Source organism: Gemmobacter aquarius (genome assembly GCF_003060865.1).
Taxonomy (GTDB): Bacteria; Pseudomonadota; Alphaproteobacteria; order Rhodobacterales; family Rhodobacteraceae; genus Paragemmobacter; species Paragemmobacter aquarius.
On sequence record NZ_CP028918.1, the window covers coordinates 2,266,295 to 2,291,378 of the forward strand.

25 protein-coding genes and 1 tRNA gene are annotated in these 25,084 nt (G+C 64.5%); 15 read left to right on the forward strand and 11 right to left on the reverse strand.

Annotated features, from left to right (window positions below; translation table 11 throughout):
• Positions 1-89: 89 nt before the first annotated feature.
• The 6 genes from mltG to fabD all read right to left on the reverse strand — a co-directional run bounded on the left by mltG (position 90) and on the right by fabD (position 6,096).
• Positions 90-1,265, reverse strand: coding sequence for an endolytic transglycosylase MltG (mltG, locus tag HYN69_RS10965; protein ID WP_108435768.1), 1,176 nt, complete (start codon positions 1,263-1,265; stop codon positions 90-92).
• The gene (fabF, locus tag HYN69_RS10970; RefSeq protein WP_108435769.1) at positions 1,265-2,527 is read right to left on the reverse strand and encodes a beta-ketoacyl-ACP synthase II; all 1,263 of its coding nucleotides are present in this window, start codon (positions 2,525-2,527) and stop codon (positions 1,265-1,267) included. The genes mltG and fabF overlap by 1 nt, the downstream gene beginning before the upstream one ends.
• 84 nt (positions 2,528-2,611) lie before the next feature.
• On the reverse strand, positions 2,612-3,550 hold the full coding sequence (locus HYN69_RS10975; protein WP_108435770.1) for an arginase family protein: 939 nt from the start codon (positions 3,548-3,550) through the stop codon (positions 2,612-2,614).
• 155 nt (positions 3,551-3,705) lie between these two features.
• Entirely contained in the window at positions 3,706-3,939 is a 234-nt protein-coding gene (locus tag HYN69_RS10980; RefSeq protein WP_023666215.1) for an acyl carrier protein, read from the reverse strand.
• Between the two features lie 160 nt (positions 3,940-4,099).
• Positions 4,100-4,837, reverse strand: a complete 738-nt coding sequence (fabG, locus tag HYN69_RS10985) for a 3-oxoacyl-[acyl-carrier-protein] reductase (protein WP_108437165.1) — start codon at positions 4,835-4,837, stop codon at positions 4,100-4,102.
• Positions 4,838-5,163: 326 nt separating this feature from the next.
• Positions 5,164-6,096 (reverse strand): ACP S-malonyltransferase, encoded by a 933-nt coding sequence (fabD, locus tag HYN69_RS10990; protein ID WP_108435771.1) that lies wholly within the window; start codon positions 6,094-6,096, stop codon positions 5,164-5,166.
• Positions 6,097-6,276: 180 nt separating this feature from the next.
• Between fabD and HYN69_RS10995 the strand changes: the two genes are divergently transcribed.
• The 6 genes from HYN69_RS10995 (at position 6,277) to HYN69_RS11020 (ending at position 10,861) form a co-directional block, all read left to right on the forward strand.
• Complete coding sequence (locus HYN69_RS10995) at positions 6,277-7,725, forward strand: methyl-accepting chemotaxis protein (protein ID WP_108435772.1); 1,449 nt, start codon at positions 6,277-6,279, stop codon at positions 7,723-7,725.
• A gap of 40 nt (positions 7,726-7,765) precedes the next feature.
• Complete coding sequence (locus tag HYN69_RS11000) at positions 7,766-8,197, forward strand: PACE efflux transporter (RefSeq protein WP_108435773.1); 432 nt, start codon at positions 7,766-7,768, stop codon at positions 8,195-8,197.
• Positions 8,198-8,353: 156 nt separating this feature from the next.
• The gene (gene rpsF, locus HYN69_RS11005) at positions 8,354-8,842 is read left to right on the forward strand and encodes a 30S ribosomal protein S6 (protein ID WP_108435774.1); all 489 of its coding nucleotides are present in this window, start codon (positions 8,354-8,356) and stop codon (positions 8,840-8,842) included.
• Between the two features lie 20 nt (positions 8,843-8,862).
• Positions 8,863-9,090 (forward strand): 30S ribosomal protein S18, encoded by a 228-nt coding sequence (rpsR, locus tag HYN69_RS11010; protein ID WP_108435775.1) that lies wholly within the window; start codon positions 8,863-8,865, stop codon positions 9,088-9,090.
• A 12-nt stretch (positions 9,091-9,102) separates the two neighbouring features.
• Positions 9,103-9,675, forward strand: a complete 573-nt coding sequence (rplI, locus tag HYN69_RS11015; protein WP_108435776.1) for a 50S ribosomal protein L9 — start codon at positions 9,103-9,105, stop codon at positions 9,673-9,675.
• Between the two features lie 238 nt (positions 9,676-9,913).
• Positions 9,914-10,861, forward strand: coding sequence for a DMT family transporter (locus HYN69_RS11020; RefSeq protein WP_108435777.1), 948 nt, complete (start codon positions 9,914-9,916; stop codon positions 10,859-10,861).
• Here the strand turns inward: HYN69_RS11020 and HYN69_RS11025 are convergent.
• The 4 genes from HYN69_RS11025 to HYN69_RS11040 form a co-directional block, all read right to left on the reverse strand.
• Positions 10,849-11,742, reverse strand: coding sequence for a sulfotransferase family 2 domain-containing protein (locus HYN69_RS11025; protein WP_108435778.1), 894 nt, complete (start codon positions 11,740-11,742; stop codon positions 10,849-10,851). The two genes, HYN69_RS11020 and HYN69_RS11025, sit on opposite strands and share 13 nt — an antisense overlap.
• Before the next feature lie 103 nt (positions 11,743-11,845).
• Positions 11,846-13,180: a trigger factor gene (gene tig, locus HYN69_RS11030; protein ID WP_108435779.1), complete on the reverse strand. Its 1,335-nt coding sequence runs from the start codon at positions 13,178-13,180 to the stop codon at positions 11,846-11,848.
• A 25-nt stretch (positions 13,181-13,205) separates the two neighbouring features.
• Positions 13,206-13,290, reverse strand: a tRNA-Leu gene (locus HYN69_RS11035).
• A gap of 240 nt (positions 13,291-13,530) precedes the next feature.
• A complete protein-coding gene (locus HYN69_RS11040) occupies positions 13,531-15,015 on the reverse strand; it encodes an NAD(P)H-hydrate dehydratase (RefSeq protein WP_329608580.1) in 1,485 nt (494 codons plus the stop codon).
• A gap of 170 nt (positions 15,016-15,185) precedes the next feature.
• Between HYN69_RS11040 and HYN69_RS11045 the strand changes: the two genes are divergently transcribed.
• The 9 genes from HYN69_RS11045 to HYN69_RS11085 all read left to right on the forward strand — a co-directional run bounded on the left by HYN69_RS11045 (position 15,186) and on the right by HYN69_RS11085 (position 24,380).
• On the forward strand, positions 15,186-15,524 hold the full coding sequence (locus tag HYN69_RS11045) for a P-II family nitrogen regulator (protein WP_108435780.1): 339 nt from the start codon (positions 15,186-15,188) through the stop codon (positions 15,522-15,524).
• 61 nt (positions 15,525-15,585) lie between these two features.
• The gene (gene glnA, locus HYN69_RS11050) at positions 15,586-16,995 is read left to right on the forward strand and encodes a type I glutamate--ammonia ligase (RefSeq protein WP_108435781.1); all 1,410 of its coding nucleotides are present in this window, start codon (positions 15,586-15,588) and stop codon (positions 16,993-16,995) included.
• Between the two features lie 278 nt (positions 16,996-17,273).
• Positions 17,274-17,873: a hypothetical protein gene (locus HYN69_RS11055; protein ID WP_108435782.1), complete on the forward strand. Its 600-nt coding sequence runs from the start codon at positions 17,274-17,276 to the stop codon at positions 17,871-17,873.
• A gap of 214 nt (positions 17,874-18,087) precedes the next feature.
• On the forward strand, positions 18,088-19,029 hold the full coding sequence (locus HYN69_RS11060; protein ID WP_108435783.1) for a hypothetical protein: 942 nt from the start codon (positions 18,088-18,090) through the stop codon (positions 19,027-19,029).
• Between the two features lie 144 nt (positions 19,030-19,173).
• Positions 19,174-20,514, forward strand: a complete 1,341-nt coding sequence (gene dddP / locus HYN69_RS11065) for a dimethylsulfonioproprionate lyase DddP (protein WP_108435784.1) — start codon at positions 19,174-19,176, stop codon at positions 20,512-20,514.
• A gap of 178 nt (positions 20,515-20,692) precedes the next feature.
• A complete protein-coding gene (gene purB / locus HYN69_RS11070) occupies positions 20,693-21,994 on the forward strand; it encodes an adenylosuccinate lyase (RefSeq protein ID WP_108435785.1) in 1,302 nt (433 codons plus the stop codon).
• A gap of 135 nt (positions 21,995-22,129) precedes the next feature.
• Positions 22,130-22,300, forward strand: a complete 171-nt coding sequence (locus HYN69_RS11075) for an adenylosuccinate lyase (RefSeq protein WP_108435786.1) — start codon at positions 22,130-22,132, stop codon at positions 22,298-22,300.
• A gap of 93 nt (positions 22,301-22,393) precedes the next feature.
• Positions 22,394-23,434, forward strand: a complete 1,041-nt coding sequence (locus HYN69_RS11080; RefSeq protein WP_108435787.1) for a FliG C-terminal domain-containing protein — start codon at positions 22,394-22,396, stop codon at positions 23,432-23,434.
• A gap of 76 nt (positions 23,435-23,510) precedes the next feature.
• Entirely contained in the window at positions 23,511-24,380 is an 870-nt protein-coding gene (locus tag HYN69_RS11085) for a DMT family transporter (RefSeq protein WP_108435788.1), read from the forward strand.
• Between the two features lies 1 nt (position 24,381).
• On the opposite strand, the gene HYN69_RS11090 is transcribed toward HYN69_RS11085, so the two are convergent.
• The gene (locus HYN69_RS11090; protein ID WP_108437167.1) at positions 24,382-25,047 is read right to left on the reverse strand and encodes a DUF1223 domain-containing protein; all 666 of its coding nucleotides are present in this window, start codon (positions 25,045-25,047) and stop codon (positions 24,382-24,384) included.
• Positions 25,048-25,084 lie beyond the last annotated feature (37 nt).

Sequence of the window (25,084 nt, forward strand, 5' to 3'; positions counted from 1 at the left end):
ACAATCTCTACATCGGACCGTGCGCTTGGTCAAGATAAAATCGCAGCAAGATCAAAGCCTTAGCGCACGCCCCCTTAACCTTTCGTCAATCAGTCCTGCACTCCGCCCGCCTCTGCCGCGCCTGCCTTGGCCTCGATCTCGCGCCATTTGGCAACGTTTTCATTATGTTCGGCCAAGGTCTTGGCAAAGGCATGCCCGCCCGATCCATCAGCGACAAAGTAAAGATCATCCGTCTTGTCGGGGTTCAGCGCGGCCTCGATCGACAACCGCCCCGGATTGGCAATCGGCGTCGGCGGCAGCCCGTCGATGACATAGGTGTTATAGGGCGTCTCGCGGCGCAACTCGCTCTGCCGCAGGCCGCGCCCCAGCACGCCCTCGCCCTTGGTCACGCCGTAAATCACCGTCGGGTCGGTCTGCAACCGCATCCCCTGCTCGAGCCGGTTGATGAAGACCGACGCTACGCGCTTGCGCTCCTCGGCGATCCCCGTCTCTTTTTCGACGATAGACGCCATGATCAGCGCCTCTTCCGGCGTGTCATAGGGCAGCCCCTCGGCCCGCGTCGCCCACAGCTCGGCCATCGTCGCCGCCTGCCGCGTCGCCATCTCGGCCAGCAGCGCCGCACGGTCCGCCCCGCGCTCCACTTCATAGCTGTCGGGCGCAAGCGACCCCTCTGGCGGCACCGCCGCCACTTCGCCGCTCAGGAAATCGGCCCGCTTGAGCGCATCGACCACCTGCCAGCTCGTCACCCCCTCGGCCAGCGTGACCCGCCAGCGGATATCATCCGCCTCGGTCACATCGATATAGGCCGACGGCGACGCCTCGGCCGCCGGATCGAACTTGACCACCTCGACATAGCGGTTCGTCGCTGCATCCAACTCGCGCAACACCACCTCGGCCTTGGCCACGCTGATCCGGAAATTCACCTCGCGCCCGCAGGTCGATTGCCCGCCCGCCGTCAGATCGGCCAAGACCTGCTCCATCGAGGCCTTCGCACCGACCAGATAAGAGCCGAATTTCAACCCGTCCGCCTTGCCGGAATACTCGGCACCGATGCGGAAAATGCGCGCATCCGAAACCGCCCGCCGCTCCTCCAGCGCACGGCTGACAGCCGAAAGCGAATCCCCCTTCTCGACACGGAAACAGATCGCCTCGGCCAAAGGCCCCGGCCCCGTGAACTGCTCGCGCCCCCATGCCAGCAGGCCAGCCGCCACGACCAGTACCACGATGAACAGCGTCAGCGCATTCGAGGCGATCGATTTCCACATCAGCCGGTCACCCGCCCCAGCACCAACGAAGCATTGGTCCCGCCAAACCCGAACGAATTCGACAGCGCCACATCGATCTTGCGCTTCACCGCCTTGTTGGCTGCCAGGTCCAGCTTCGGCGTCACCGCCGGATTATCGAGGTTGATCGTCGGCGGCGCCACCCCGTCACGGATCGCCAGCACGCAGAAAATCGCCTCGACCGCGCCCGCAGCCCCCAGCAAATGCCCTATGCTCGACTTGGTCGACGACATCGTCGCCGCCGCCGCCGCATCGCCCATCAGCCGCTCGACCGCGCCCAACTCGATGGTATCGGCCATCGTGCTCGTGCCATGCGCGTTGATGTAATCCACATCTGCAGGCGTCAACCCCGCCCGCTTCAACGCAGCCGCCATGGACCGGTAGCCCCCGTCGCCATCCTCGGACGGGGCGGTGATGTGATAGGCATCGCCCGAAAGCCCGTAACCCAGCACCTCGGCGTAGATCTTGGCACCCCGCGCCTTGGCATGCTCGTATTCCTCCAGCACCACCACGCCCGCGCCCTCGCCCATGACGAATCCGTCACGGTCGGCGTCATAGGGGCGGCTCGCCTTTGCCGGATCGTCGCCGCGCTTTGTCGACAGCGCCTTGCACGCGTTGAACCCCGCGATCCCGATTTCCGAGATCGGGCTTTCCGCCCCGCCCGCGATCATCACATCCGCATCGCCCCACTGGATCAACCGCGCTGCATCGCCAATGGCATGCGCCCCCGTCGAACAGGCAGTCACAACCGCATGGTTCGGCCCCTTGAACCCGAAGCGGATGGAAACCTGCCCCGAAATCAGATTGATCAGCGCGCCCGGAATGAAGAAGGGCGAAACCCGCTTGGGCCCCTTTTCCTTGATCAGCACGGCGGTTTCCGCAATCGAGGTCAACCCCCCGATCCCCGACCCGATCATCACGCCGGTCCGCAACTTGCCTTCTTCGTCCGGCGCATCCCATCCTGCATCGCGCACGGCCTGAACCGCAGCGGCCATGCCATACAGGATGAAATCATCCACCTTGCGGCGGTCCTTCGGCTCCATCCAGTCATCGGGATTGAACGTGCCGTCGCTGCCATCCCCATAGGGAATCTCGCAAGCATATTGCGTCACCACATTGCTCGCATCGAACCGCGTGATCGGCCCCGCCCCGGACTGCCCCGCAATCAGGCGGCTCCAGGTTTCCTCGACCCCGCAGGCCAGCGGCGTCACCATTCCCAGACCCGTTACGACTACACGACGCATTCCGTCTCTCCCGGCAAGTGGCGTTCCGTCACGGGTGATACACGGCCCCTTTGCCCCACGCAACACTGGCCCCCGCGAACCCGCCTAGCCCTGCCGCGCGATCACCCCCACGACGCCCACCAGCAGCTGCGCTGCCACCATCGCCCCCAGCCCGTCGATGTCCCGCTCGGGCATGAACTCGACCATGTCGAAGCCCACGATCCGCGCCTTCTCGGCAACCGCTCCCACCAGTTCCATCACCTGCCAGTAGCTCAGCCCCCCCGCAGTCCGCCCGATCACGGCAGGCATCACCGCAGGGTCCAGCGCGTCGACATCCAGACAGATCACCACATCCGCGCCCTCGGGGATAAGATCGACCGCCCGCCACACCCCGGCCCGCGCCACCTCGCCTGCAGGCACGAACTCCACGCCCCATTCCGTCGCATCGCGCAGATCGGACACCCGCGCCGACCCGATCCCCCGCTGCCCCACCTGAATGATCCGCTCCACATGCGCCATCTCGGATGCCCGCCGCATGGTCGACGAAAGCCCCCACCGCTCGCCCTCGACCTCGTCGCGCCAGTCGATATGCGCGTCGATCTGCAACACCGTCAGCTTGCGCCCGCTCGCCGCCAAAGCCTGCACCATCGGAATCGGCACGGAATCATCCCCGCCCAGCAGCACCGGCACCGCCCCCCGCGCCACGATCCTTTCGACCGCCGCCGCGATCAAGGCGCGGTTCCCCTCGGCATCGCGCTCGACAACCGGCAGGTCGCCCGCATCGACCGCACGCACCCCCTCGGGCAGCATCGGCCCGCCCAGATCGAAATCCACATGGGTCAGGTTCGCGCCATAGGCCGCCCCTGCCGCCCGTATCGCCTCGGGTCCACCCGCACAGTAGAACCCGACCGAAGAATAGGGAGTGCACCCCGCAGCCCCAAAAATCACCACCTTGGCCTCGACCGCCCCCAGATCGTCGCAACGCGGCAGTCCCAAAAAGGTCGCCACCCGCCCTGCCCCGAACATCGCCGCCAAAGTCGCCATCGCCGCCTCCCGTGCTGTCCTCTGCACAGTCACGCGAACCGCCCCGCCTGTCGCCAGAAAAAAGCAGCCTGTCGCCTGAAAAATGCACAGCGCCAAACGCAAAAAGGCGCCCCCGCAGGGACGCCCTTCGCTATTCCAGCCGATCCGCTAAAGGATCAGGCGGCTTCCGAGATGAACTTCACCGCGTCGCCGAAGGTCTGGATGGTTTCGGCGGCATCATCCGGGATCTCGATCCCGAACTCTTCCTCGAACGCCATGACCAGCTCGACCGTGTCGAGGCTATCCGCGCCCAGATCATCGATGAACGAAGCGTTCTCCGTCACCTTGTCCTCTTCGACGCCAAGATGTTCGACGACGATCTTCTTCACGCGTGCAGCGATGTCGCTCATGGTCTCTTCCTCTTTTTCCGTTGCGGGGAAATGTCCCGATATTCGTCTTAGTCCCCGTTGAACACGGGACGGCAAGGTTCGCTCCCAGCCGGTTCGCGGCGGCTATAGCAAGGGAGTGGCGTCAAGGCAAACGCTTTCAACTACACCGCGCAAGGCGGTGTCACACCATGGCCATCCCGCCATTCACATGCAACGTGGCTCCGGTCACGTAACCCGCCTCGGGCGAGGCGAGGTAAAGCACCGCCGCCGCGATCTCGGCAGGCTCGCCCATGCGTCCGGCCGGAACCGCGCCCAGAATACCCGCCTTCTGCGCCTCGTTCAGCTTGTCCGTCATCGCGGTGGTGATGAACCCCGGCGCCACGCAGTTCACCGTGATGCCACGGCTCGCCACTTCCGCCGCCAGCGATTTCGACAGCCCCACCATGCCTGCCTTGCTCGCAGCATAGTTCACCTGCCCGCCGTTTCCGGTGGTCCCCACGACCGACGAGATGTTCACGATCCGACCCCAACGCGCCTTCATCATGCCCCGGATCGCCGCGCGGCACAGCCGAAAGGTGCTGGTCAGGTTGACATCGATCACCGATTGCCAATCTTCGTCCGACATCCGCATCGCCAACCCGTCGCGCGTGATGCCCGCATTGTTCACCAGCACATCGACCGACCCCATCGCCTCGGCCGCCCGCTTGACCAGCCCTTCGACCTCTTCGGCCACCGACAGGTTGCAGGGCAGCACATGCGCCCGCCCGCCCAGTTCGGCAGCCAATGCCTCAAGAGGCTCGACCCGCGTCCCCGAAAGCCCGACCGTCGCCCCCGCCGCGTGCAGCGCCCGCGCGATCTCGGCCCCGATCCCGCCCGAAGCCCCCGTCACCAGCGCCGTTTTTCCCGTCAGATCGAACATCAGCAAAGCCTCCACAGCAGATTTGCCCGCTTTCCTAGCAGCCCTCGCCCCGCAAGACCACCGCTTCGACCAATCCGGCCCAAAGGCACGGTCTTGCCGCCTGCATGCCCTCGCCCCGGCACCTCACAGGGGCGGCAAACCCGCTCGCCGCCTTCCCCGCTCCCCGCCTTCCCCTTGCCCAGCCTTCCCCTTGCCCAGCCTTCCATTGTCTGAAACATCCTCGGGAGGGTCCTGGCTCGGGAGGGTCCGGGAGGGTGGAAAACCCTCCCGGCGGTTCTGCAGCCCCTCCGCGGCAGGATCGAGCCTGATTTTTCGCAGAAAAATCGTCACCCCTTGGCGGCGACCACATCTTCCGGCGTGCCCACCGCCCGCGTCACCGCCTCTTTTGCGATGCGCTTGACCATGCCCGACAAGGCCTTGCCCGCGCCGATCTCCCAGAACTCGGTCACACCCGCGCCCTCCATCCACAACACGGATTCGCGCCAGCGCACCGATCCCGTCACCTGCGCGACCAGCAGGTCGCGGATGCGGTCCGGCTCGGTCACCGCCTCGGCCCGCACATTCACGACAACCGGCACCACCGGCTTGTTCACGACCACCCCGGCAAGCGCCTCGGCCATGCGATGCGCCGCAGGCTGCATCAGCGCGCAATGGAACGGCGCGCTCACCGGCAACAGCAGTGCCCGCTTGGCGCCCTTGGCCTTGGCGATCTCCAAAGCCCGCTCCACCGCCCCGCGATGCCCCGACACCACAACCTGTGCAGGGTCATTGTCATTCGCCGCCTGACATACCTCGCCCTGCGCCGCCTCGGCCGCAACTTCGGACGCCGCCGCGAAATCCAGCCCCAGCAGCGCCGCCATGGCCCCTATGCCCACCGGAACCGCCTCTTGCATCGCAATCCCGCGAATCCGCAAAAGCCGCGCCGTATCGGCCAACCCCAAAGCGCCAGCCGCACAAAGCGCCGAATACTCGCCCAATGAATGCCCCGCGACAAAGGCCGCATGCGACGCAACCGTGATCCCCTCGGCCTCCAGCGCCCGCACCGCCGCCATCGAGGTCGCCATCAACGCCGGCTGCGCGTTCTGCGTCAAGGTCAGCGCCTCGATCCCGCCTTCCCAGATCAGCGCCGACAACTTCTCGCCCAGCGCGTCATCCACCTCGTCGAACACCGCCCTCGCCGCCGGATAGGCCTCGGCCAAGGCCCGCCCCATGCCGATGGTCTGTGCACCCTGTCCCGGAAATACGAATGCGCGGCTCATATCTGTCCCTTTCCTTCGTTCAGGCCCGATTACCCTGCCGCGACCCGCTGTGCAACGCAAAGGCCGCTTTCGTTGCACAGCGGTCCCCGGTCCCCTGTGGCAAAGACGCGTTCCAGCCAGATTTCTTCTGCTCTCCCCCTACAGCGAGCGGCATCTGCGTCCGTACTATCCGGTTCAACGATGTCCGCTGTTCAGGTTGTGCATATGCAAGCGTCCCTATCACCACGTAAGCCCCCCGCCGAAGCCGGTGACCCGGCACGCGATGCCATCCGTGACATCGCCGCAGATACCGGAACCCTTGTCGTCGACCTTGCCAATGCGGCGGGCCATATCGAAGACATCAATTCCAGCCTGACCCGCCAGACCCTGACGATGGGCGAGATGATCGGACAGGTGGCGATCATCGCCAATGGCAATGGCGCGGTGCTCGCAGCCGTCACCGAAGTGACCGGCGCCACCGACAGCGTGCGCCTCACGATGCGCGAGGGCCAGGGCCAGATCGCCTCTGCCATAAACGAGGTCACGGGCCTGACCGACTCCGTTGCCGAATTCGGCACCCGTTCGGCTGGCCTGACAGATGCGCTCACACAGGTCAGACGCGTCGCCGCCGATATCTATTCCATTGCCCGCATGACCAACCTCCTCTCGCTCAACGCCTCGATCGAAGCCGCACGCGCAGGCGCCGCGGGTCGCGGCTTCATGATCGTTGCCCAAGAGGTAAAACGCCTCTCGGCCCGTACCGCCGAAGCCACGCAAGAGATCGACCGCACGCTAGACCTTCTCGCAGGCCAGATCGGCAGCATGTCCCTTCTCGGATCGGATGCGGTCGATCAGGCCGGCAAGGTCCGCCGCGAAACCGGCAGTCTGACCAGCGTCATGGCCCGGATCGAATCGGCCATCGAAAGCGTCGCCCGCGAGCAGGACAGTATATTGCAAACGGTCGCCGTCTCGAACTCGGCCATCCGGAATGCCGAAGGCGGCTTTAACGGCTTCGCCCAAGACCTGGATGCGACATCCGAAAGCCTCCGCGGCGCCCGCGACAGGATCGCCTCGCTCATTCCAGCAGGGGAAAGGCTGGTCGGCGCCTGTGCCCGCCTCGGCGTCGAAACCGTCGACAGCCCCTATATCCGCACCGTGCAATCCGTCGCAGCCGAGGTCGCGAAAGCCTTCGAGGCAGAAATCGCCGCCGGGCGCGTTTCGGCTGCGGCGCTTTTCGACCGCACGTTGACGCCGGTCCCAAATACCGATCCGCAACAGTTCGTTGCCTATGCGACCGCGCTAACCGACCGTGTGCTTCCGCCGCTGATCGAACCGGTGCTCGCGCTATCCTCCGATGTGGTCTTTTGCGCCGCCGTCGATGTGAACGGATACCTTCCGACCCACAACCGCAAGTTTTCGCACCCGCCGCGTCCGCACGATCCGGTCTGGAACCTTGCCAATTGCCGCAACCGGCGCGTCTTTGATGACAGGGTCGGCCTCGCCGCAGGACGCCACACCCAGCCCTTCCTGCTACAAGCCTACCGGCGCGACATGGGGGGCGGCGCATTCGCTATGATGAAGGACGTCTCGGCCCCCATCGTGGTGCATGGCCGCCACTGGGGGGGCTTGCGTCTGGCCTACCGCGCCTGAACAGGTTGCACCAAAGCCGCTCTCGGCCTAGCTCATTCGCATGGCCCTGCATGACCGCCCGACCCTGCGCCGAATCCTCTATGCCACCTGCTTCGAGGCGGGTGGCATCGTTCTTTCGACGCTTCTCCTCCTCGCCATGGCCAAAACCTCGGCCCCCTCCTCCTTCGCCTTCTCGGTCCTCGCCTCGACCGTGGCGATGACATGGAACCTGATCTTCAACGCCCTCTTCGAACGCTGGGAGGCGCGCCAACCCGTCCGTGGCCGCAGCCTCGCCCGCCGCATCTCGCATGCCCTCCTGTTCGAGGCGGGGCTGGTGCTGGCCCTCCTTCCCCTCACCGCATGGTGGTTCGCCGTCCCGCTTCTGACCGCCCTCGTCTACGAGGCAGCACTGATCGCAGCGTTCCTCCTCTACACCTACATCTTCACATGGGCCTTCGACCGCATCTTCGGCCTCCCCGCATCGGCCCGCTGACGCCCCGCAAACCCCCGCGCTTGCATCCCCGCCGCCTTTCTGTATAAGGCCGCATCCTTGTCGTATCACCACGAACCGGCGCAGCCTCTCGTGGACGGGCGGCGGCAAGGCAAAATGCCCGTCCTATGAAATGCGCCTACATGAACTGGAGCATACATGCCGCTTTACGAGCATGTTTTCATTGCGCGTCAGGACCTGTCCAACACGCAAGCCGAAGGCCTCATCGAACATTTCTCGACCGTCCTCTCGGATAACGGCGGCAAAGTCGTCGAACACGAGTACTGGGGCGTCAAGACGATGGCCTACAAGATCAACAAGAACCGCAAGGGCCACTATGCCTTCCTGAAGTCGGACGCGCCCGCGTCGGCCGTTCAGGAAATGGAGCGCCTGATGCGCCTGCATGACGACGTGATGCGCGTCCTGACCATCAAGGTCGACGTTCATGGCGAAAGCCCGTCGGTGCAGATGCAAAAGCGTGACGACCGTGAACGCGGTGACCGCCCCGAGGGTGGTTTCGGCGGTGGCGAACGTCGCGAGCGCAGCTTCGGCGACCGTCCCGACCGCGGCGACCGCCCCTCGGGCGACCGTCCCGGTGGTGATCGTGGCGGCGACCGTGGCGAACGCCCCGGCGGCTTTCGTCGTTGATCGGTAGGAAAGGATAAACCATGGCCAACAAACCGTTTTTCCGCCGCCGCAAGGTCTGCCCCTTCTCGGGCGACAACGCGCCTGCGATCGACTACAAGGACGTCCGCCTTCTGCAGCGCTACGTGTCCGAGCGCGGCAAGATCGTTCCGTCCCGCATCACCGCAGTCTCGGCAAAGAAGCAGCGTGAACTGGCGCAAGCCATCAAACGCGCCCGCTTCCTCGCCCTGCTGCCCTACGCTGTGAAGTAAGGAGAGACCCACATGCAAGTCATCCTCCTCCAGCGCGTGGCCAAGCTCGGCCAGATGGGCGAAGTCGTCAACGTCAAGGACGGCTACGCCCGCAACTTCCTGCTCCCGCAGGGCAAGGCGCTCCGCGCGAATGATGGAAACATCAAATCGTTCGAAGCCAAGAAAGCCCAGCTGGAAGTCACGAACCTTGAAACCAAGAAAGAAGCTGAATCGGTGGGCGCCAAGCTCGACGGTCAGACCTTCGTGGTGATTCGTTCCGCTTCCGATGCCGGTGCGCTCTACGGCTCCGTCACCACCCGTGACGCCGCCGAAGCTGCGACCGAAGCAGGCTTCACCGTGAACCGTGCCCAGGTGGTCCTCGACCGCCCGATCAAGGATCTCGGCCTGCACACCGTCTCGGTCGTGCTGCACCCCGAAGTGACCATCAAGGTCACGCTGAACGTGGCCCGCTCGGTCGAAGAAGCCGAACTGCAAGCCTCGGGCAAGTCGATCCAGGCGCTCGCCGCCGAAGCCGAAGCCGCCGCCGATTTCGAGATCGCGGAACTCTTCGACGACATGGGTTCGGCTGCCGGCGACGATTTCTGATCGTCACCGCCGTCAGGCCAACATCGAAAGCCGCGCGAAGCAATTCGCGCGGCTTTTTCATATCGACCGCCGCCCGGCAAAGCGCAAAATCCTTCCAGGGATTTTGACAATTTTCTTTAATGGAAATTGCCGCTCCCCCATCTTGCACCCTTGCCACGGACCGACACCCGATGTCGCCACCGTCTCAGCCTGCCGCCGCATCCCCGCTAGCCTGACCGCAAAGCAAAGCGAGGCCGCCATGACTGCCCTCTCCCCACCCCTCCGGCGCGACAGCGCCAAGGGCGTCGCCTTCCTCGTGGCGGGCGTGGCCGTCTTTTCGGTACAGGACCTCATCCTGAAACTCCTGTCCGGCGACTACCCGCTGCATCAGGCCATGGTCCTTCGCAGCCTCACCGCCATCCCCTTCCTCCTCGCCCTCGTCCATTACGAGGCGGGGCTAAAATCGCTCTTCACCCCCGGCACCGGCGCGATGATCAGGCGCGGCGGCATCATGTTCCTTGCCTATACCGCCTATTACATCGCGCTCCCCGCCCTGCCGATGGCGACCACCGTTGCGCTCTACTTTTCGGCGCCGCTGTTCATCACCCTGCTCTCGGTCCTGATCCTGAAAGAGCATGTCGGTCCCCGCCGCTGGCTTGCACTTCTCGCAGGCTTCGTCGGAGTGGTCATCATGGTCCGCCCGACAGGCGCGGTCTTCGAATGGGCCGCCCTCCTGCCCGTGCTCTCGGGCTTTGCCTATGCTCTGTCCATGATCTCGGCCCGCCGCCTTGGCGTAACCGAAAGCGCCGCCGCCCTCGCCTTCTGGGGCAACGCGGTCTTCCTCGCAGCAGCCCTCGTCATGTCGGCAATCCTCGGCACCGGCGCCTATGGCGATCAGGCGCACCCCTCGCTCGCCTTCCTGCTGCGTGGCTGGGCCATGCCCACCGCCTTCGACGCCTTGCTGATGATGTCCTGCGGCATCATCGCTGCCGCTGGCCTGACGCTTCTGACGCAAGCCTACCGCATCGCCGAAGCCAGCGTGGTGACGCCCTTCGAATACACCGGCCTCCTGTGGTCGGTCATCTACGGCTGGGCCTTCTGGCAGCAATGGCCCGATGCCACCGCATGGGGCGGCATCGCCATCATCATCGGGGCGGGTCTTTACGTCCTGTGGCGCGAGCAGACCGCCAAAGCTCAGCCCGGCTGACGCGCCACGATGGATTTCGCCCGCTGATACAACTCGGCGTCCAGAATATACCACGGCTCCAGCACTTCGCGCGCCATCTCGTTCCGCACGGAAAGCACGCTCGGCTTGCCCGCGTTTTCAAAGGCGACGATCGGCCCCGCCTTGATCCCCGCCAACCCGCCAAGCTTGCGCTGCAGCGCAGCCTGATCCTCGCAGAACCCCACGACCGAGAAGGATTCGAGGTTCTGCACCGCGCGGTCCACATCGCGCGGCGTCAAAAGCTTGACCATCGACGCCATCGATCCGGTCAGCAGCATCCGCACCTGCAAATTGTCAAACCCGCCCTCGACCGGAGACCACAGCCGCACCAGCCGATCCAGACTGCCCCGCGATGCGAAATCCGTGCGTGCCACAGCCGCCGCCATGGTTTTCAACGAGGCTGTTTCAGGACCGTCCGGAAACGGCTCCCCATCATGAAACCGCCCGATCCAGTTTATTTGCGATACCAGCCGCGCCCATGGGTCGCGCAGCACCGTCACCCTCCGGTAAGCTGCCGAACCGGTAAAGAACTCCCACCGCACCAATGGCACATGCCCGGCCACGACATCCGCAACCTGCGTCTCGGCCCGCCGCGACAAAAGCGTCGGCAGCAAGGCCTCGGCCCGTTCGATCACCGCCTGATCGCCCCACAGGCGCGCCATATAGCGCATCACGGTTCCACCGGACGTGCGCGGTATGTGCAAAAAGAACACCGGAAGCGCATCGCCCTTCGGCGCAAACGGAACAGGCCGACCCGATGACGCAGGCTTACCGGTAAAGATGAATTTCTCGGGCCCCTCGTCCGGCTGACGCTCTAGCGCGGGCGCGTGGGCGGCTTGCGCCCGTCGAAAACCGAAAACCATCACACGGTCTCACTTACCTTGGTTCGAACAACCGAACCGTCACTCGCCAAAACTTGCCCTACCGACAGGAAAAGGGCCGGAGGTTTCCCTCCGGCCCCCGGTCTCACAGCTCGTCAAGCGCTTCGATGGCCTTCTGGAGGTCTTCCTTGCTGACCTCCTTGTCGGTCACCGATGCACCCGCGACGATGTGATCAACGACCTTGTCCTCGAAGATCGGCGCGCGCAGCTGCTGCTGCACCTGCGGGTTCTTCTGGACGAAGTCGAAATAGGCGCGCTCCTGTCCCGGATAGTTGCGGGCCTGCGCCAGCACGGCTTGGGTCATCTCGGCGTCGGTCACGGTAACCTCGGCCTTGCGGCCAACCTCGGCAAGCAGCAGGCCCAGACGCACGCGACGCTCGGCGAGCGACTTGTGCTCGTCGGTCGGCTCGATATTTGCGTGGTTGTGTCCGTGCTCTTCGGGATGCTCTTCATGCCACAGCTGGTGCGCGATCTGCGCGGCCTCGGCATCCACCAGTTTGGCCGGCAGGTCGAACTTGACCAGACCGTCAAGCTGGTCGAGCAGCGCCCGCTTCAGCACGGCACGCGACGCACCATTGTATTCGGCTTCCAGACGTTCCGAAATCTGGCCCTTGAGCGCAGCCAGATCCTCGGCGCCGAACTTCTTGGCCAGCTCGTCGTCGATCTCTGCAGCCTTCGGCTCCTTGACCGCCTTGATCGTGCAGGCGAAAACCGCAGCCTTGCCCGCCAGATGCGCGGCGCCGTAGGCCTCGGGGAAGGTCACGTTGACCGAAACCTCGTCGCCGACCTTGGCGCCGACCAGCTGGTCCTCGAACCCGGGGATGAACGACTTCGACCCCAGCACCAGCGCATAGTCATCCGCCGTGCCGCCCTCGAACGGCACACCGTCGACCGAGCCTTTGAAGTCGATCGTCACCTGATCGCCGTCCTTGGCCTTGGACCCCTTCTTGCGGTCGTCGAACGACTGCGCGGTTCCGGCAAGGTTCTTCAGCGCTTCCTCGACATCGCCGTCCGACGCCTTCACGACCAGACGGTCGATCGCGATCTTGGTCGCGTCGACTTCCGGAATCGGCGGCAATGCCTCGTAGGTCATCTCGACCACGACATCCTTGCCCTCGGCCCAGGTCTCGCCATCGACCATCTTCACTTCCGGCTGCAGCGCGGGGCGGTCGCCGGACTTGTCGAAATGCTCTTTCATCGCGCCGTCGATGGCGTCCTGCATAGCATCGCCGATCATGCGCTGACCGAACTGCTTTTTCAGGATCGCGAGCGGCACCTTGCCCTTGCGGAAACCCTTCATCTCGATCTCGGGCTGCGCCTCGACCAGCTTTTCCTGAACCTTGGCGTCCAGTTCGGCGGCCGTCACCGTGATGGTGTAGCTGCGCTTCAGACCTTCGTTCAGGGTCTCGGTGACCTGCATTGCTTCGTCCTTCATGTTCAACCACTGGTGCGGGTGGAGGGACTTGAACCCCCACGCCTTGCGGCGCCAGAACCTAAATCTGGTGCGTCTACCAGTTTCGCCACACCCGCAAATTGCCCAAAGCGATGCCGCCCTGCCCCACCACTCGATCTGGGGGCCGGACGCCAAACGCCCTGAAAATTCCGCGCCGTTCTAGCAAAGCCCGCCAAGGGATGCGAGAGGAAAATCAGAGCGAAATCTGGCGCAGATTTCGCGCCGTTTCCTGACGCAGGAAACGGACCCCGACCGGACCGCCAGACACCGGAATTTGCGTCAAATTCCGCCGCGAATTCTGCGTCAGAATTCGCCGCCTAAAGCCCCAGATCCCGAAACACCCCCGGCAAAGCCTCCGGCAAATCCTCGGCGATCAGCCCTGCCCCGAACCGCCGCGCGGCCGCCGCATGCAGCCACGCCCCCGTCTCTGCCGCCTCGAACGGTGACCAGCCCCGAGCCAGAAGGCCGGTGATGATCCCCGCCAGCACATCCCCCGACCCCGCCGTCGCCAGCCATGGCGCAGCCATAGCCCCCCGCGCCGAATGCAGCACACACCGCCCGTCAGGGTGCGCGACCAGAGTATCCGCACCTTTCAGCAGCACCACTGCCCCCACCCGCGCCGCCGCCGCACGTACCGCCTCGACCTTTGACGCGACACCCGCCAGATCGGGCCAGACCCGTGCAAACTCTCCGCTATGCGGCGTCAGCACCGCCCGCCCCCGCAGGGCCGCAGGAAACGGCACCGTGGTCAAGGCCGTCAGCGCATCCGCATCCAGCACCGCGTAGGGTGGGTGGTCCCCACCCACCGCCCCCAGCATCCCGGCAGCCCGCTCGACCCCCAAACCCGGCCCCATGCACAGCGCGCGAATCCTCCGGTCCACCAATGCCTCGCGCAAGGCCACCCCATCCTCGATCACCCGCAGCATCACCGCATCCAGCCGCGCGGCATTCTCGCCCAGCGCCTCGGCAGGGCAGCCCACTGTCACCAGCCCCGCCCCGACCCGCAGCGCCCCATATGCCGCCAGCCGCGCCGCACCACCGCGCCCCGCTCCACCCGCCAGCACCAACGCATGCCCGTGATCGAACTTGTGCCCCCCGCCCTTACGCAACCGCTCGACCGAGATTTCCGCCGCCTCGACCGCCCCGTCTACCACTTCCAATTCTGCGCCAAGCCCGATGTCCACCACCACCACCGGCCCCGACAATTCACCCCCCGCAGCCAGATGATGCCCCAACTTCTCGGCCTGAAACGTCACCGTCAGCCCGGCCGGATGGTCGACGAACCCGCCCGCCGCCCGCACAGCACCTGTGTCCGCATCCAGCCCGCTTAGCATGTCGACGGCCACCAGCCGCGCGCCCGCCTCCTGTGCCATGACCAGCGCCCCCCAGACGCCCGGCGCGATATCCCGCGCCAGCCCCGTCCCGAAGACCGCATCGAAAACCACATCCGTGGCCCGCATCGCCTCCCAGCCCAGCGCCCCGAATCCCGCGACCCCGCCCCCCCAACGCGCCGCCATTTCCGCTGCATCCGGCGTCGCCGCGGGCGCAAGCGCGTAAACCTCCACTGCACAGCCCGCCTCGCGAAGCACCCGCGCGATCACGTAACCGTCGCCCCCGTTGTTCCCCGGCCCGCACAGCACAACTGCCCGGAACGGCCACGCCAAGTCTGGCCAATGCGCCCGCACGGCCTCGACCACCCCGCGCCCCGCCCGCTCCATCAGCGCCAGCCCATCGGCCTTGCCTGCTGCAATCGCAGCGGCTTCGACGCCCCGCATTTGTGCAGAAGTGATAATCTTCGCCACGTTCCGCCCCGTATCTTTTCAAACAGCGCAAATCTTGAACGCTTTGCTTAAATTTTAGGCGCTCACCCGATTTCCACCCCCGAACCGCCCCGCAAGCCGCCCTGTCCGGTTGTCCCTGCCTAGCAGAAGTGGTGTGACGACAACAGCAGACAGCACGGGGGAGTCGGCCGATGAAGAAGATCGAAGCGATCATCAAACCCTTCAAACTCGACGAGGTGAAGGAAGCGCTTCAGGAAGCCGGCATCCAGGGCCTTTCCGTGACCGAAGTCAAAGGCTTCGGCCGCCAAAAGGGCCATACCGAGCTTTACCGCGGCGCCGAATATGTCGTCGACTTCCTACCCAAGGTGAAGATCGAGGTCGTCCTGACTGATGACATGGTCGATGCCGCGATCGAGGCGATCGTGGCAGCGGCACGCACCGACAAGATCGGTGACGGCAAGATTTTCGTCTCCTCTGTCGAACAAGCCATCCGCATCCGCACCGGCGAAACCGGCGACGACGCGGTCTGATACACCGGAAAGGCGCATCGCGCCCGACCGTCCCGAAACACTCAACCCGAAAGGCATCATGATGAGCGCAGTAGCGAATGCTCTGAAACTGATGAAGGACGAGGACGTCGAATATGTCGACATCCGCTTCACCGACCCCAAAGGCAAACTCCAGCACGTCACGCTGATCGCCGACCTCGTCGACGAAGACTTCTTCGAAGAAGGCTTCATGTTCGACGGGTCAAGCATCGCAGGCTGGAAGTCGATCGACCAGTCGGACATGAAGCTGATGCCCGACGCCACGTCGGTCTACATCGACCCGTTCTATGCGGAAAAAACCATGTGCATCCATTGCAACGTGGTCGAACCCGACACCGGCGAAGCCTATGACCGCTGCCCGCGCCAGATCGCGCTGAAGGCCGAAGCCTACCTGAAATCCTCGGGCATCGGCGACACTGCCTATTTCGGCCCCGAAGCCGAATTCTTCATCTTCGACGATGTCCGCTATCAGGTCTCGCCGAACAAGGTGTCCTACCAGATCGACGCAGAAGCGGCGGCATGGAACACCGACAGCAAGTTCGAGGGCGGCAACCTCGCCCATCGCGCCGGCTACAAGGGCGGCTACTTCCCGGTCAACCCGATCGACGAAGCCCAGGACCTGCGCGGCGAGATGCTCTCGACCATGAAGCGCATGGGCATCAAGGTCGACAAGCACCACCACGAAGTGGCGACCTGCCAGCACGAACTCGGCATGATCTTCGGCGGTCTCGTCGAACAGGCCGACAACATCCAGAAATACAAATACGTCATCCACAACGTCGCGGCCGCCTATGGCAAGACCGTGACCTTCATGCCGAAACCCATCAAGGGCGACAACGGCAGCGGGATGCACGTGAACATGTCGATCTGGAAAGACGGCAAGCCGCTCTTTGCAGGCGACCAGTATGCCGACCTGTCGATGGAAGCGCTCTACTTCATCGGCGGTATCCTCAAGCATGCCAAGGCGCTCAACGCCATCACCAACCCGGCAACCAACAGCTACAAGCGCCTGATCCCCGGCTTCGAAGCGCCGGTGCTGCGCGCCTATTCCGCCCGCAACCGCTCGGGCTGCGTCCGTATTCCGTGGACGGAATCGCCCAAAGCCAAGCGCGTCGAAGCCCGCTTCCCCGATCCGGCAGCCAACCCCTATCTGGCTTTCGCAGCGCTCCTGATGGCCGGCCTCGACGGCATCAAGAACAAGATCCACCCCGGCCCCGCCTCGGACAAGGATCTCTACGATCTGCCGCCGGAAGAACTGGCCGAAATCCCGACCGTCTGCGGCTCGCTCCGCGAGGCGCTGGAAGAGCTGGAAAAAGACCACGCCTTCCTGCTGGCAGGCGGCGTGTTCGAAAAAAGCCAACTTGAGGCCTACATTGCCCTCAAGTGGGAAGAGGTCTACGCCTTCGAGCACACGCCCCATCCGGTGGAATACCAGATGTACTATTCCTGCTGATATTTCAGGGAAATTTCCGGAAAAGGCCGCCTTCGGGCGGCCTTTTTCATTGCGTCATTACCCGCGCAGATTGAAACAATTGAAATCGATATTTCCCTAAACGCCTTATAATACAGGGGAATCCCGACTTTTTTTTGCCGCAATTCAGCCCGAGTCTATTAATACCTTTGTTCGTAATGAGTTGGAATTTAGTCATGCTCGACTCTCTGATCTCGGCAACGCCCATACTCTCTCCCCCAGTCACTGACGGGGAGCCGTCGCCGCACCTCGGCAATCGTATGCGCGTCATCGTTCCCCGTCGCCCCCTGCGGCTCGGCCCCCCTCGCGACGATGCAGCACCTGACCCGCGCCAGCCCCTTGTGGCGCTCAACATATTCGCCGACGTCTTCGACCCTTCGGCCGCGAATGATGCCGAAGCCGGTATCGACCAGCGCGTCGTGGCAAGCCGCCGCCGCGCCCGCCACCGCCTTGCCGCAGCGTCAGGCACCCTTTCGCCGGATGAAGCGAATTTATGGCACCCGTCGCTCTGGTTCGGCGAGCCGGCAACTGCCCAACCTCACACAACCGCCGCAATTTCCGCCAATGACGCACCGGACTGTCCGGAACCCCTGCACGCACACCTCGCCCGCGTCCGCCTCGCACTCTATGCCGACGGACCGGACCACGGCCAGCCAGCCACCGCGCCGCTTTCGCCCCAGATGCGCCTTGCGGCCTATGCGATGAATGCCACGCTCGTCGTGGTGGCCTTTCCTGTCGGCGCGGCCGTCACGACCTATTCGCTCCTGCGCGGCAGCGATATCCGGCTTTCGGCACAGGCCATAGCTGTCGTGGCCTCCGTTCTCGGCATCTGGCAAAGCGGGTTCGAACAATTGCTCTGACCCGCGTCGCCACGGCCGGACCGCCAAAGGTCCGGCCGGCCAAGCCCTGCCCCGAGCAACCTTCCCCCCGACGCTGCAAAACCCCGGCTCTGCAAAAACGGCAATAATCCGGCAAAACGCCACGCTAATATTTCTTAAAACCACAAATCGATCCGAATCTCGGCACAATTAACCTTTATTAAAAAAGGTGACCGCAGTGTACCGAGGGCAAACCATGACCATCGTGCAGGAAAGACCGATAGACCGGGCCCAGCCCGGCACCACCACCGAAAGCACCATCGCCCAGTTCGTGTTCGACCACGACCCCGCGTTGAACCTGCCGCTGCTGGTAAAAGAACTCGACAGCGCGCTCCAGCGTTCCGGCGCAGGCATGCGGATGATCACATGGGATGGCGACGATCTTGTCCTTCTCGACGTCGAAGGCGCAAGGTTCACCCTCAGCTACAGTTCCGACGCCGCCGCAGCCCCCGCAAGCCTGATGATCTCGGTCGGCCCCGGTCCGGGTGGTCCCGCCGATCCCTCGGATCGCCGCCGCCACGAAGACCTCTGCCACCTGATCGCCTCGCGCCTGAAAGCCCGTTTCGCGCCCGAACGCATGCTGTGGCATCAAGTCACCGGCCCCGTCACCGCCGACCTGATAGACGACCTCTTCGACCGCCTCCCCGATTTCGAGGTGATCCAGAAGCCCGCGACCACCCAGGTCCACTCCGAAACGACGAAAGTCCTGCGCGCCTTCCCCGAAACCGAAGACCTCCGCACCGTCAGCTTCGCCGAAAAGGCACTCGCCCTCAAAGCCGCCAAGACCGAACGCGCCCGCGCCGCCGCACAGGCCAAGGCTGCCCCGGCAATGGACCCCGCCAATACCCAACCCACCCCGCTGCGCGCCCCCAACCCGGAAATGTCGCGCCTGCGCGCCGCACTTTATCCCGCTCAGCCCGATGAACCGGCCAAAGGCAACGTCAAACTGCGTCTCGCCGCCTCGACCATGGACATGACGCTGATGATCGTCTTTCTGCCCGCGGGGGCAGCCATGCTGACCTATTCCGTCCTGAAAGGCGGCAACGTGAACGCATCGGCCCGCATGATGGCGCTGACCTGCAGCGTTCTCGGCCTGTCGCAACTGCCTTTTGCCCACAGCCTGATGGGCCTGATCTGACGCCACCCCGCAAGACGCGGCGAAAGACCGGCCTCTGCGCTGAACACCACGCTTCGGGCAAGCCAAAGCCGACATCGCGCGTCGCGAACCTGCCAGACGCCCCGCGCCGCCTGTCCGACCCTTCGGTCCAACAGGAGGCCCGCCATGAACCAGCATTACGCCGACCACCGCAAGATCGACCCCTCGCGCGGCGCAACCCTTGGTGACGGCACCCCCAACGACAACGACCGCGTCGAAATCGGCCCCACCCAGACCGCCTTTGCCGAATGGCAGGCGGCAGGACTGCAACCCCCGAACCTCGACGCGATGCGCCTTTACCGCTGGCAACGCCTGACCAAGGCAATCGCAGATCGCGGCTACGGCGGCCTTCTGATGTTCGACCCGCTCAACATCCGCTACGCCACCGACACCACCAACATGCAGCTCTGGAACAGCCACAACCCGTTCCGCGCCTGCCTTCTTTGTGCCGACGGCCATATGGTCATGTGGGAATACAAGAATTCCCCCTTCCTCGTCACCTTCAACCCACTGGTGAAAGAACTCCGCAGCGGGGCGTCGTTCTTTTACAACGTCTGCGGCGATGCCGTGCAGCGCGACGCCCGCTCTTTTGCCGCACAGGTAGACGAGGTGATGCGCGCCCACGCTGGCACCAACCGCCGCCTCGCCGTCGACAAGATCATGATCCACGGGCTTCGCGAACTCGAACGCACGGGGTTCGAGGTGATGGAGGGCGAAGAAGTCACCGAACGCACCCGCGCCATCAAAGGCCCCGATGAAATCCTCGCCATGCGCTGCGCCCACCACGCCTGCGAAGCGGCAATCGCGGAAATGGAGGCCGAGGCCCGCACCCGCATCCCGCATGGCGGCATGTCCGAAGACGATGTCTGGGCCGAACTGCACAAGGGCAACATCAAACGCGGCGGCGAATGGATCGAAACCCGACTGCTCGCATCCGGCCCCCGCACCAACCCGTGGTTTCAGGAATGTGGCCCCCGCATCATCGGCAACAATGAAATCGTTGCCTTCGACACCGACCTGATCGGCTGCTACGGCATCTGCATCGACATCAGCCGCACATGGTGGGTCGGCGACAAGCCGCCCCGACAGGATATGATCGACGCCATGTCCCACGCCCGCGACCATGTGGACACCAACATGGCGATGCTGAAGCCCGGCGTGACGATCAAGGAGCTCACCCACGGCGGCCACCAGCTTGGCGCGAATTTCTGGAAACAGAAATACTCCTGCAAGATGCACGGAGTCGGCCTCTGCGACGAATGGCCCTTCGTTCCCTACCCCGACACATGGGTCGAAGGCGCCTTCGACGTGGCGTTGCAGCCGGGCATGGTCCTGTGTGTCGAGGCCCTCGTCAGCCCCGAAGGCGGCGATTTCTCGATCAAGATCGAGGATCAGGTGCTGATCACCGAAACCGGCCACGAGAACCTGACAAGATACCCCTTCGACGTGGCGCTGAGCGGTTTTTGAAGCCAAAAACCGCGTAATTTTCTTGAAGCAAGAAAATTGGGGGGCCTTCAGCCCCCCGTCGCGCATGGCGCGACTCCCCCCGAGGATATTTGGACAAGCATGAAAGCCAGCCCCGCCTTGCCTTGACGCCCTTTGCGGTCTATGGCGCAGCCAACCCCAGTCTAGGAAGGCGCTCCCGATGATCCCCCGCTATTCCCGCCCCGAAATGGTCGCCCTCTGGTCGCCGGAAACCAAATTCCGCATCTGGTTCGAGATCGAGGCCCATGCCTGCGATGCCCAAGCTGCCATCGGCGTGATCCCCGCCGCGAACGCCGCCGCCGTCTGGAAAGCCAAGGACGCCACCTTCGATGTGGCCCGCATCGACGAAATCGAAGCCGTCACCAAACATGACGTCATCGCCTTCCTGACCCACCTGTCGGAAATCATCGGTGCCGATACCGCCCGCTTCGTCCATCAGGGCATGACCTCGTCCGACGTGCTCGACACCACCTTCAACGTCCAGCTCGTCCGTGCCAGCGACCTCCTCCTCGCCGGCCTCGACCGCGTGCTTGCCGCGCTGAAAACCCGCGCCTTCGAGCACAAGGACACCGTCCGCATCGGCCGCAGCCACGGCATCCATGCCGAACCCACCACGATGGGCCTGACCTTCGCCCGCTTCTACGCCGAAATGCACCGCAACCGCGCGCGCCTGCTGAACGCCCGCGCCGAGGTCGCCACCGGAGCGATCAGCGGCGCTGTCGGCACCTTCGCCAACATCGACCCGAGCGTCGAAGAACACGTCTGCGCCCAACTCGGCTTGACGCCAGAACCGATCAGCACACAGGTCATCCCGCGCGACCGCCACGCCATGTTCTTCGCCACGCTGGGCGTCATCGCCTCGTCCATCGAAAACATCGCCATCGAAATCCGCCACATGCAGCGCACCGAGGTGCTGGAAGCCGAGGAATTCTTCTCGCCCGGCCAAAAGGGCAGCTCTGCCATGCCGCATAAGCGCAACCCCGTGCTGACCGAGAACCTGACGGGCCTCGCCCGCCTTGTGCGTATGTCGGTCGTGCCCGCGCTGGAAAACGTGGCGCTCTGGCACGAACGCGACATCTCGCATTCCTCGGTCGAACGCGCCATCGGGCCGGATACCACGATCACCCTCGACTTTGCCCTGCACCGTCTGGCGGGCGTGGTCGAAAAGCTGGTGATCTATCCTGAAAACATGCTCAAAAACATGAACAAATTCCGCGGCCTCGTGATGTCGCAGCGCGTTCTTCTGGCACTCACCCAAGCCGGCGTCAGCCGCGAGGACAGCTACCGACTCGTCCAGCGCAACGCGATGAAGGTCTGGGAGCAAGGCGCCGACTTCAAGACCGAGCTTCTGGCCGACGCCGAAGTCGTAGCCGCCCTGTCGCCCGCCGAAATCGAGGAGAAGTTCGACCTCGGCTACCATACCAAACACGTCGACACGATCTTCAAGCGCGTCTTCGGCTGAAGCACTCGGCGAAATTCCGGCAAGGCGGGGCAAGGGGGCGAAATACCCCCCTTGCCCCGTCCGATTCCGTGCTACCCTTTGGGACACGAACCGAAACATGAAAGCCAAAAGCCAAGACCCAAAAGGAGGACACCTATGAAGATCAAGACGACCCTCGCCGTGATTGCCCTGATGCTCTCTCCGACCCTTGCCCTCGCAGGCGGCGGCTGTTCCGAAAAGAAAAGCAACATCTCGGCCTCGGTCTGCGCCGAAGGCACGATGTATGACGCCGCGACCGGCATCTGCCAGCCTGTCACCACGTCGTAACCGACCCTCCCTGTCGGACTGCAAAAGGGGGGCGCTAACCAAGCCTTAACCGCCCCCCGACTACCCTGCCCCGGTCCCATCACCCGAGGCACAATGACCGACCTGACCCTTGCCCCCCGCCACCTGCCTGCACGCCCTGTCCCCGCGCCGCGCGAAAAAGCCGCGATCATCGTGCGCCTTTTGCTGGCCGAAGGCACCCGCCTGCCGCTGTCAGCCCTGCCTGACCACCTGCAAGCCGCCCTTGCCGAACAGATGGGCCAGATGCGCCTGATCGACCGCGCCACCCTTGCCGCTGTGGTCGAAGAATTCACCGCCATGCTCGACGACACCGGCCTCGCCTTCCCGCCGGGCATCGAAGGCGCGCTTGGCCTGATGGACGGGCATATTTCCACAACCGCTGCCAGCCGCCTGCGCCGCCTTGCCGGTACCGCGGCCAAGGCCGACCCGTGGGATGTCATCGCAGCCCTGCCGCCCGAACGCATCATGCCCGTGCTCACCACCGAATCGCACGAAGTGGCGGCCGTCATGCTGTCGAAACTGCCGGTGCCCAAGGCCGCCGAACTCCTGTCGCAACTTCCCGGCGATCATGCCCGCCGCATCGCCTATGCCATCTCGCTGACCGGCGGGGTCGATCCCGAAACCGTGCGCCGCATCGGCCTGTCGCTCGCCGCCCAACTCGATGCCCAACCCGCCCGCGCCTTCGAGGCGGGGCCCGTCGAACGCGTGGGCGCCATCCTGAACGTCTCGCCCTCGGCGACCCGTGACGATGTGCTCACCGGCCTCGACCAGCAGGACGCCAGCTTCGCCGCCGAGGTGCGAAAGGCCATCTTCACCTACCCCCACATCCCCGCCCGCGTCGCCCCGCGCGATCTGCCCAAGGTGCTGCGCCTCGTCGATCCGGCGCAAATGGCCCTCGCCATCGCCGCCAGCGCGGCCGACCCGCGCCATTCGACCGTGGCCGAATTCATCCTGTCAAACATCTCGCAGCGCATGGCCCAATCCCTGCGCGAAGAAGCGCAAGCCCTGCCCCCGCCCCGCCCGCCCGAGGCCGAGGCCGCCTTTTCCGCAATCGTCACCGCAATCCGCACGCTCGAAGCGAACGGCGAAATCACCCTTCAACGCGATACGGCCTGACTCCCCTTGCTTCTGCCCCCCCTTGCCCCTGCCCCGCCGCCCGCCTAGCGTCACGCCGACGCAAAGGCAGACACGCATGCTTATCCCGACCAAGGCCTCGACCCGCCAAGGCATCTTGCTGATGCTTTTCGCGGTTCTGCTCTTCACCATGATGGACGCGCTGGCCAAGGGCCTTGTGCAACGCTACCCGACCGAACAGGTGGTCTGGGCACGCTTCACCGGCCAGTTGCTTCTGGTCATAGTCATCCTCAACCGCAACCTTCCCCCCGTGCTTCGCACCCGCCACCCGCGTCTGCACCTCTTGCGCTCGGCCACCCAGCTTGGGGCCACCGGATTCTTCTTCACCTCGCTCAACTACATCGGTCTGGCCGAGGCGACCGCGCTCACCGACATCAACCCTGTCCTCATCACACTCGGCGCCGCGCTCTTTCTGGGCGAGAAACTCGGCCCCCGTCGCATCGCAGGCGTTGTCGCCGCAATGATCGGCGCGATGATCGTGATCCGTCCCGGCATGGGCGTGTTTACCCCCGCGGCCCTGCTGCCGCTGTGCTGCGCCGTCTGCTACGCGACCAACGCCATCATCACGCGCAAGGTCGGCTCAACCGAAACCGCATGGACCTCGATGCTTTATGCGGGTCTTTTCGGGACGCTCGTCACCAGCGCCCTGCTTCCCGGCGCATGGGTGCCGATCCCGCTGTCAGACTTTCCGATCTTCATCACCATAGGCTGCCTCGGCACCGCCGCCCAGCTTGCCCTGATCCGCAGCTTCTCGATCGCCGAGGCTTCTTCAGTGGCCCCCTTCGGCTATGCGGGCATCGTGCTCGCAACCCTCTGGGGCATCTTGCTGTACGGGGAATACCCCGACCTGATGACGGTCATCGGCGCCAGCATCATCGTCATCGCCGGCCTCTACGTCTGGCACCGCGAAACGCAAGCCAAGGGCTGACCTACTCGACCCGCGCCGCAGCCAGAATCGTCGCAGGCCCGGCCTCTTGCACGATTACGACGACAGGCTCGTCGCCCGCCGCATCGGCCCGCATCTCGAAAGGCGCGGCTCCCGACCATTCGCCCAGCGTCCGCCACTCGGTGACGACGTTGTGATAGGTCATCACCCGCCCCGCGTTCTCTCCGCGCTCGATCGTCACTGTCTCGACCGGAATGTATCGCACAAGTTGCAGCGTCACTGCATCGCCAAGCGGCGGATCCGCCAGCGCGCGGATCACCACCTGCCCGCCCTCGCGCACCAGATCCAGCTTGACCACCGGCACCGCCGACAAATGCCGCCCGATCGACCGCACCACCTCGTCCGGCGCGTTGCCCTCGACCCGCTCGACCCCGCCGACAATCATCTGCGGCGTATAGACCATGCGGCTATGCCCTGCGCGGGCATAGGCCTTTTGCCGTTCGGTGAATCCGGCCTGCGCGAAACTGTCTTCCCAGCCGATGTAATCCCAGTAATCCACATGCAGCGAAAGCGCGATCACATGTTCGGCCTGCGCCAACTCGCCCATGAATTCGTCCGCAGGCGGGCAGGAAGAACACCCCTGCGACGTGTATAGCTCGACCACGACCGCAGGCTTGCCATCATCGGCCCGCACCGCATCGGCCAGCATCGCCGCGCCGACAAGCCCGGTCAGCAGCCCGACCCTG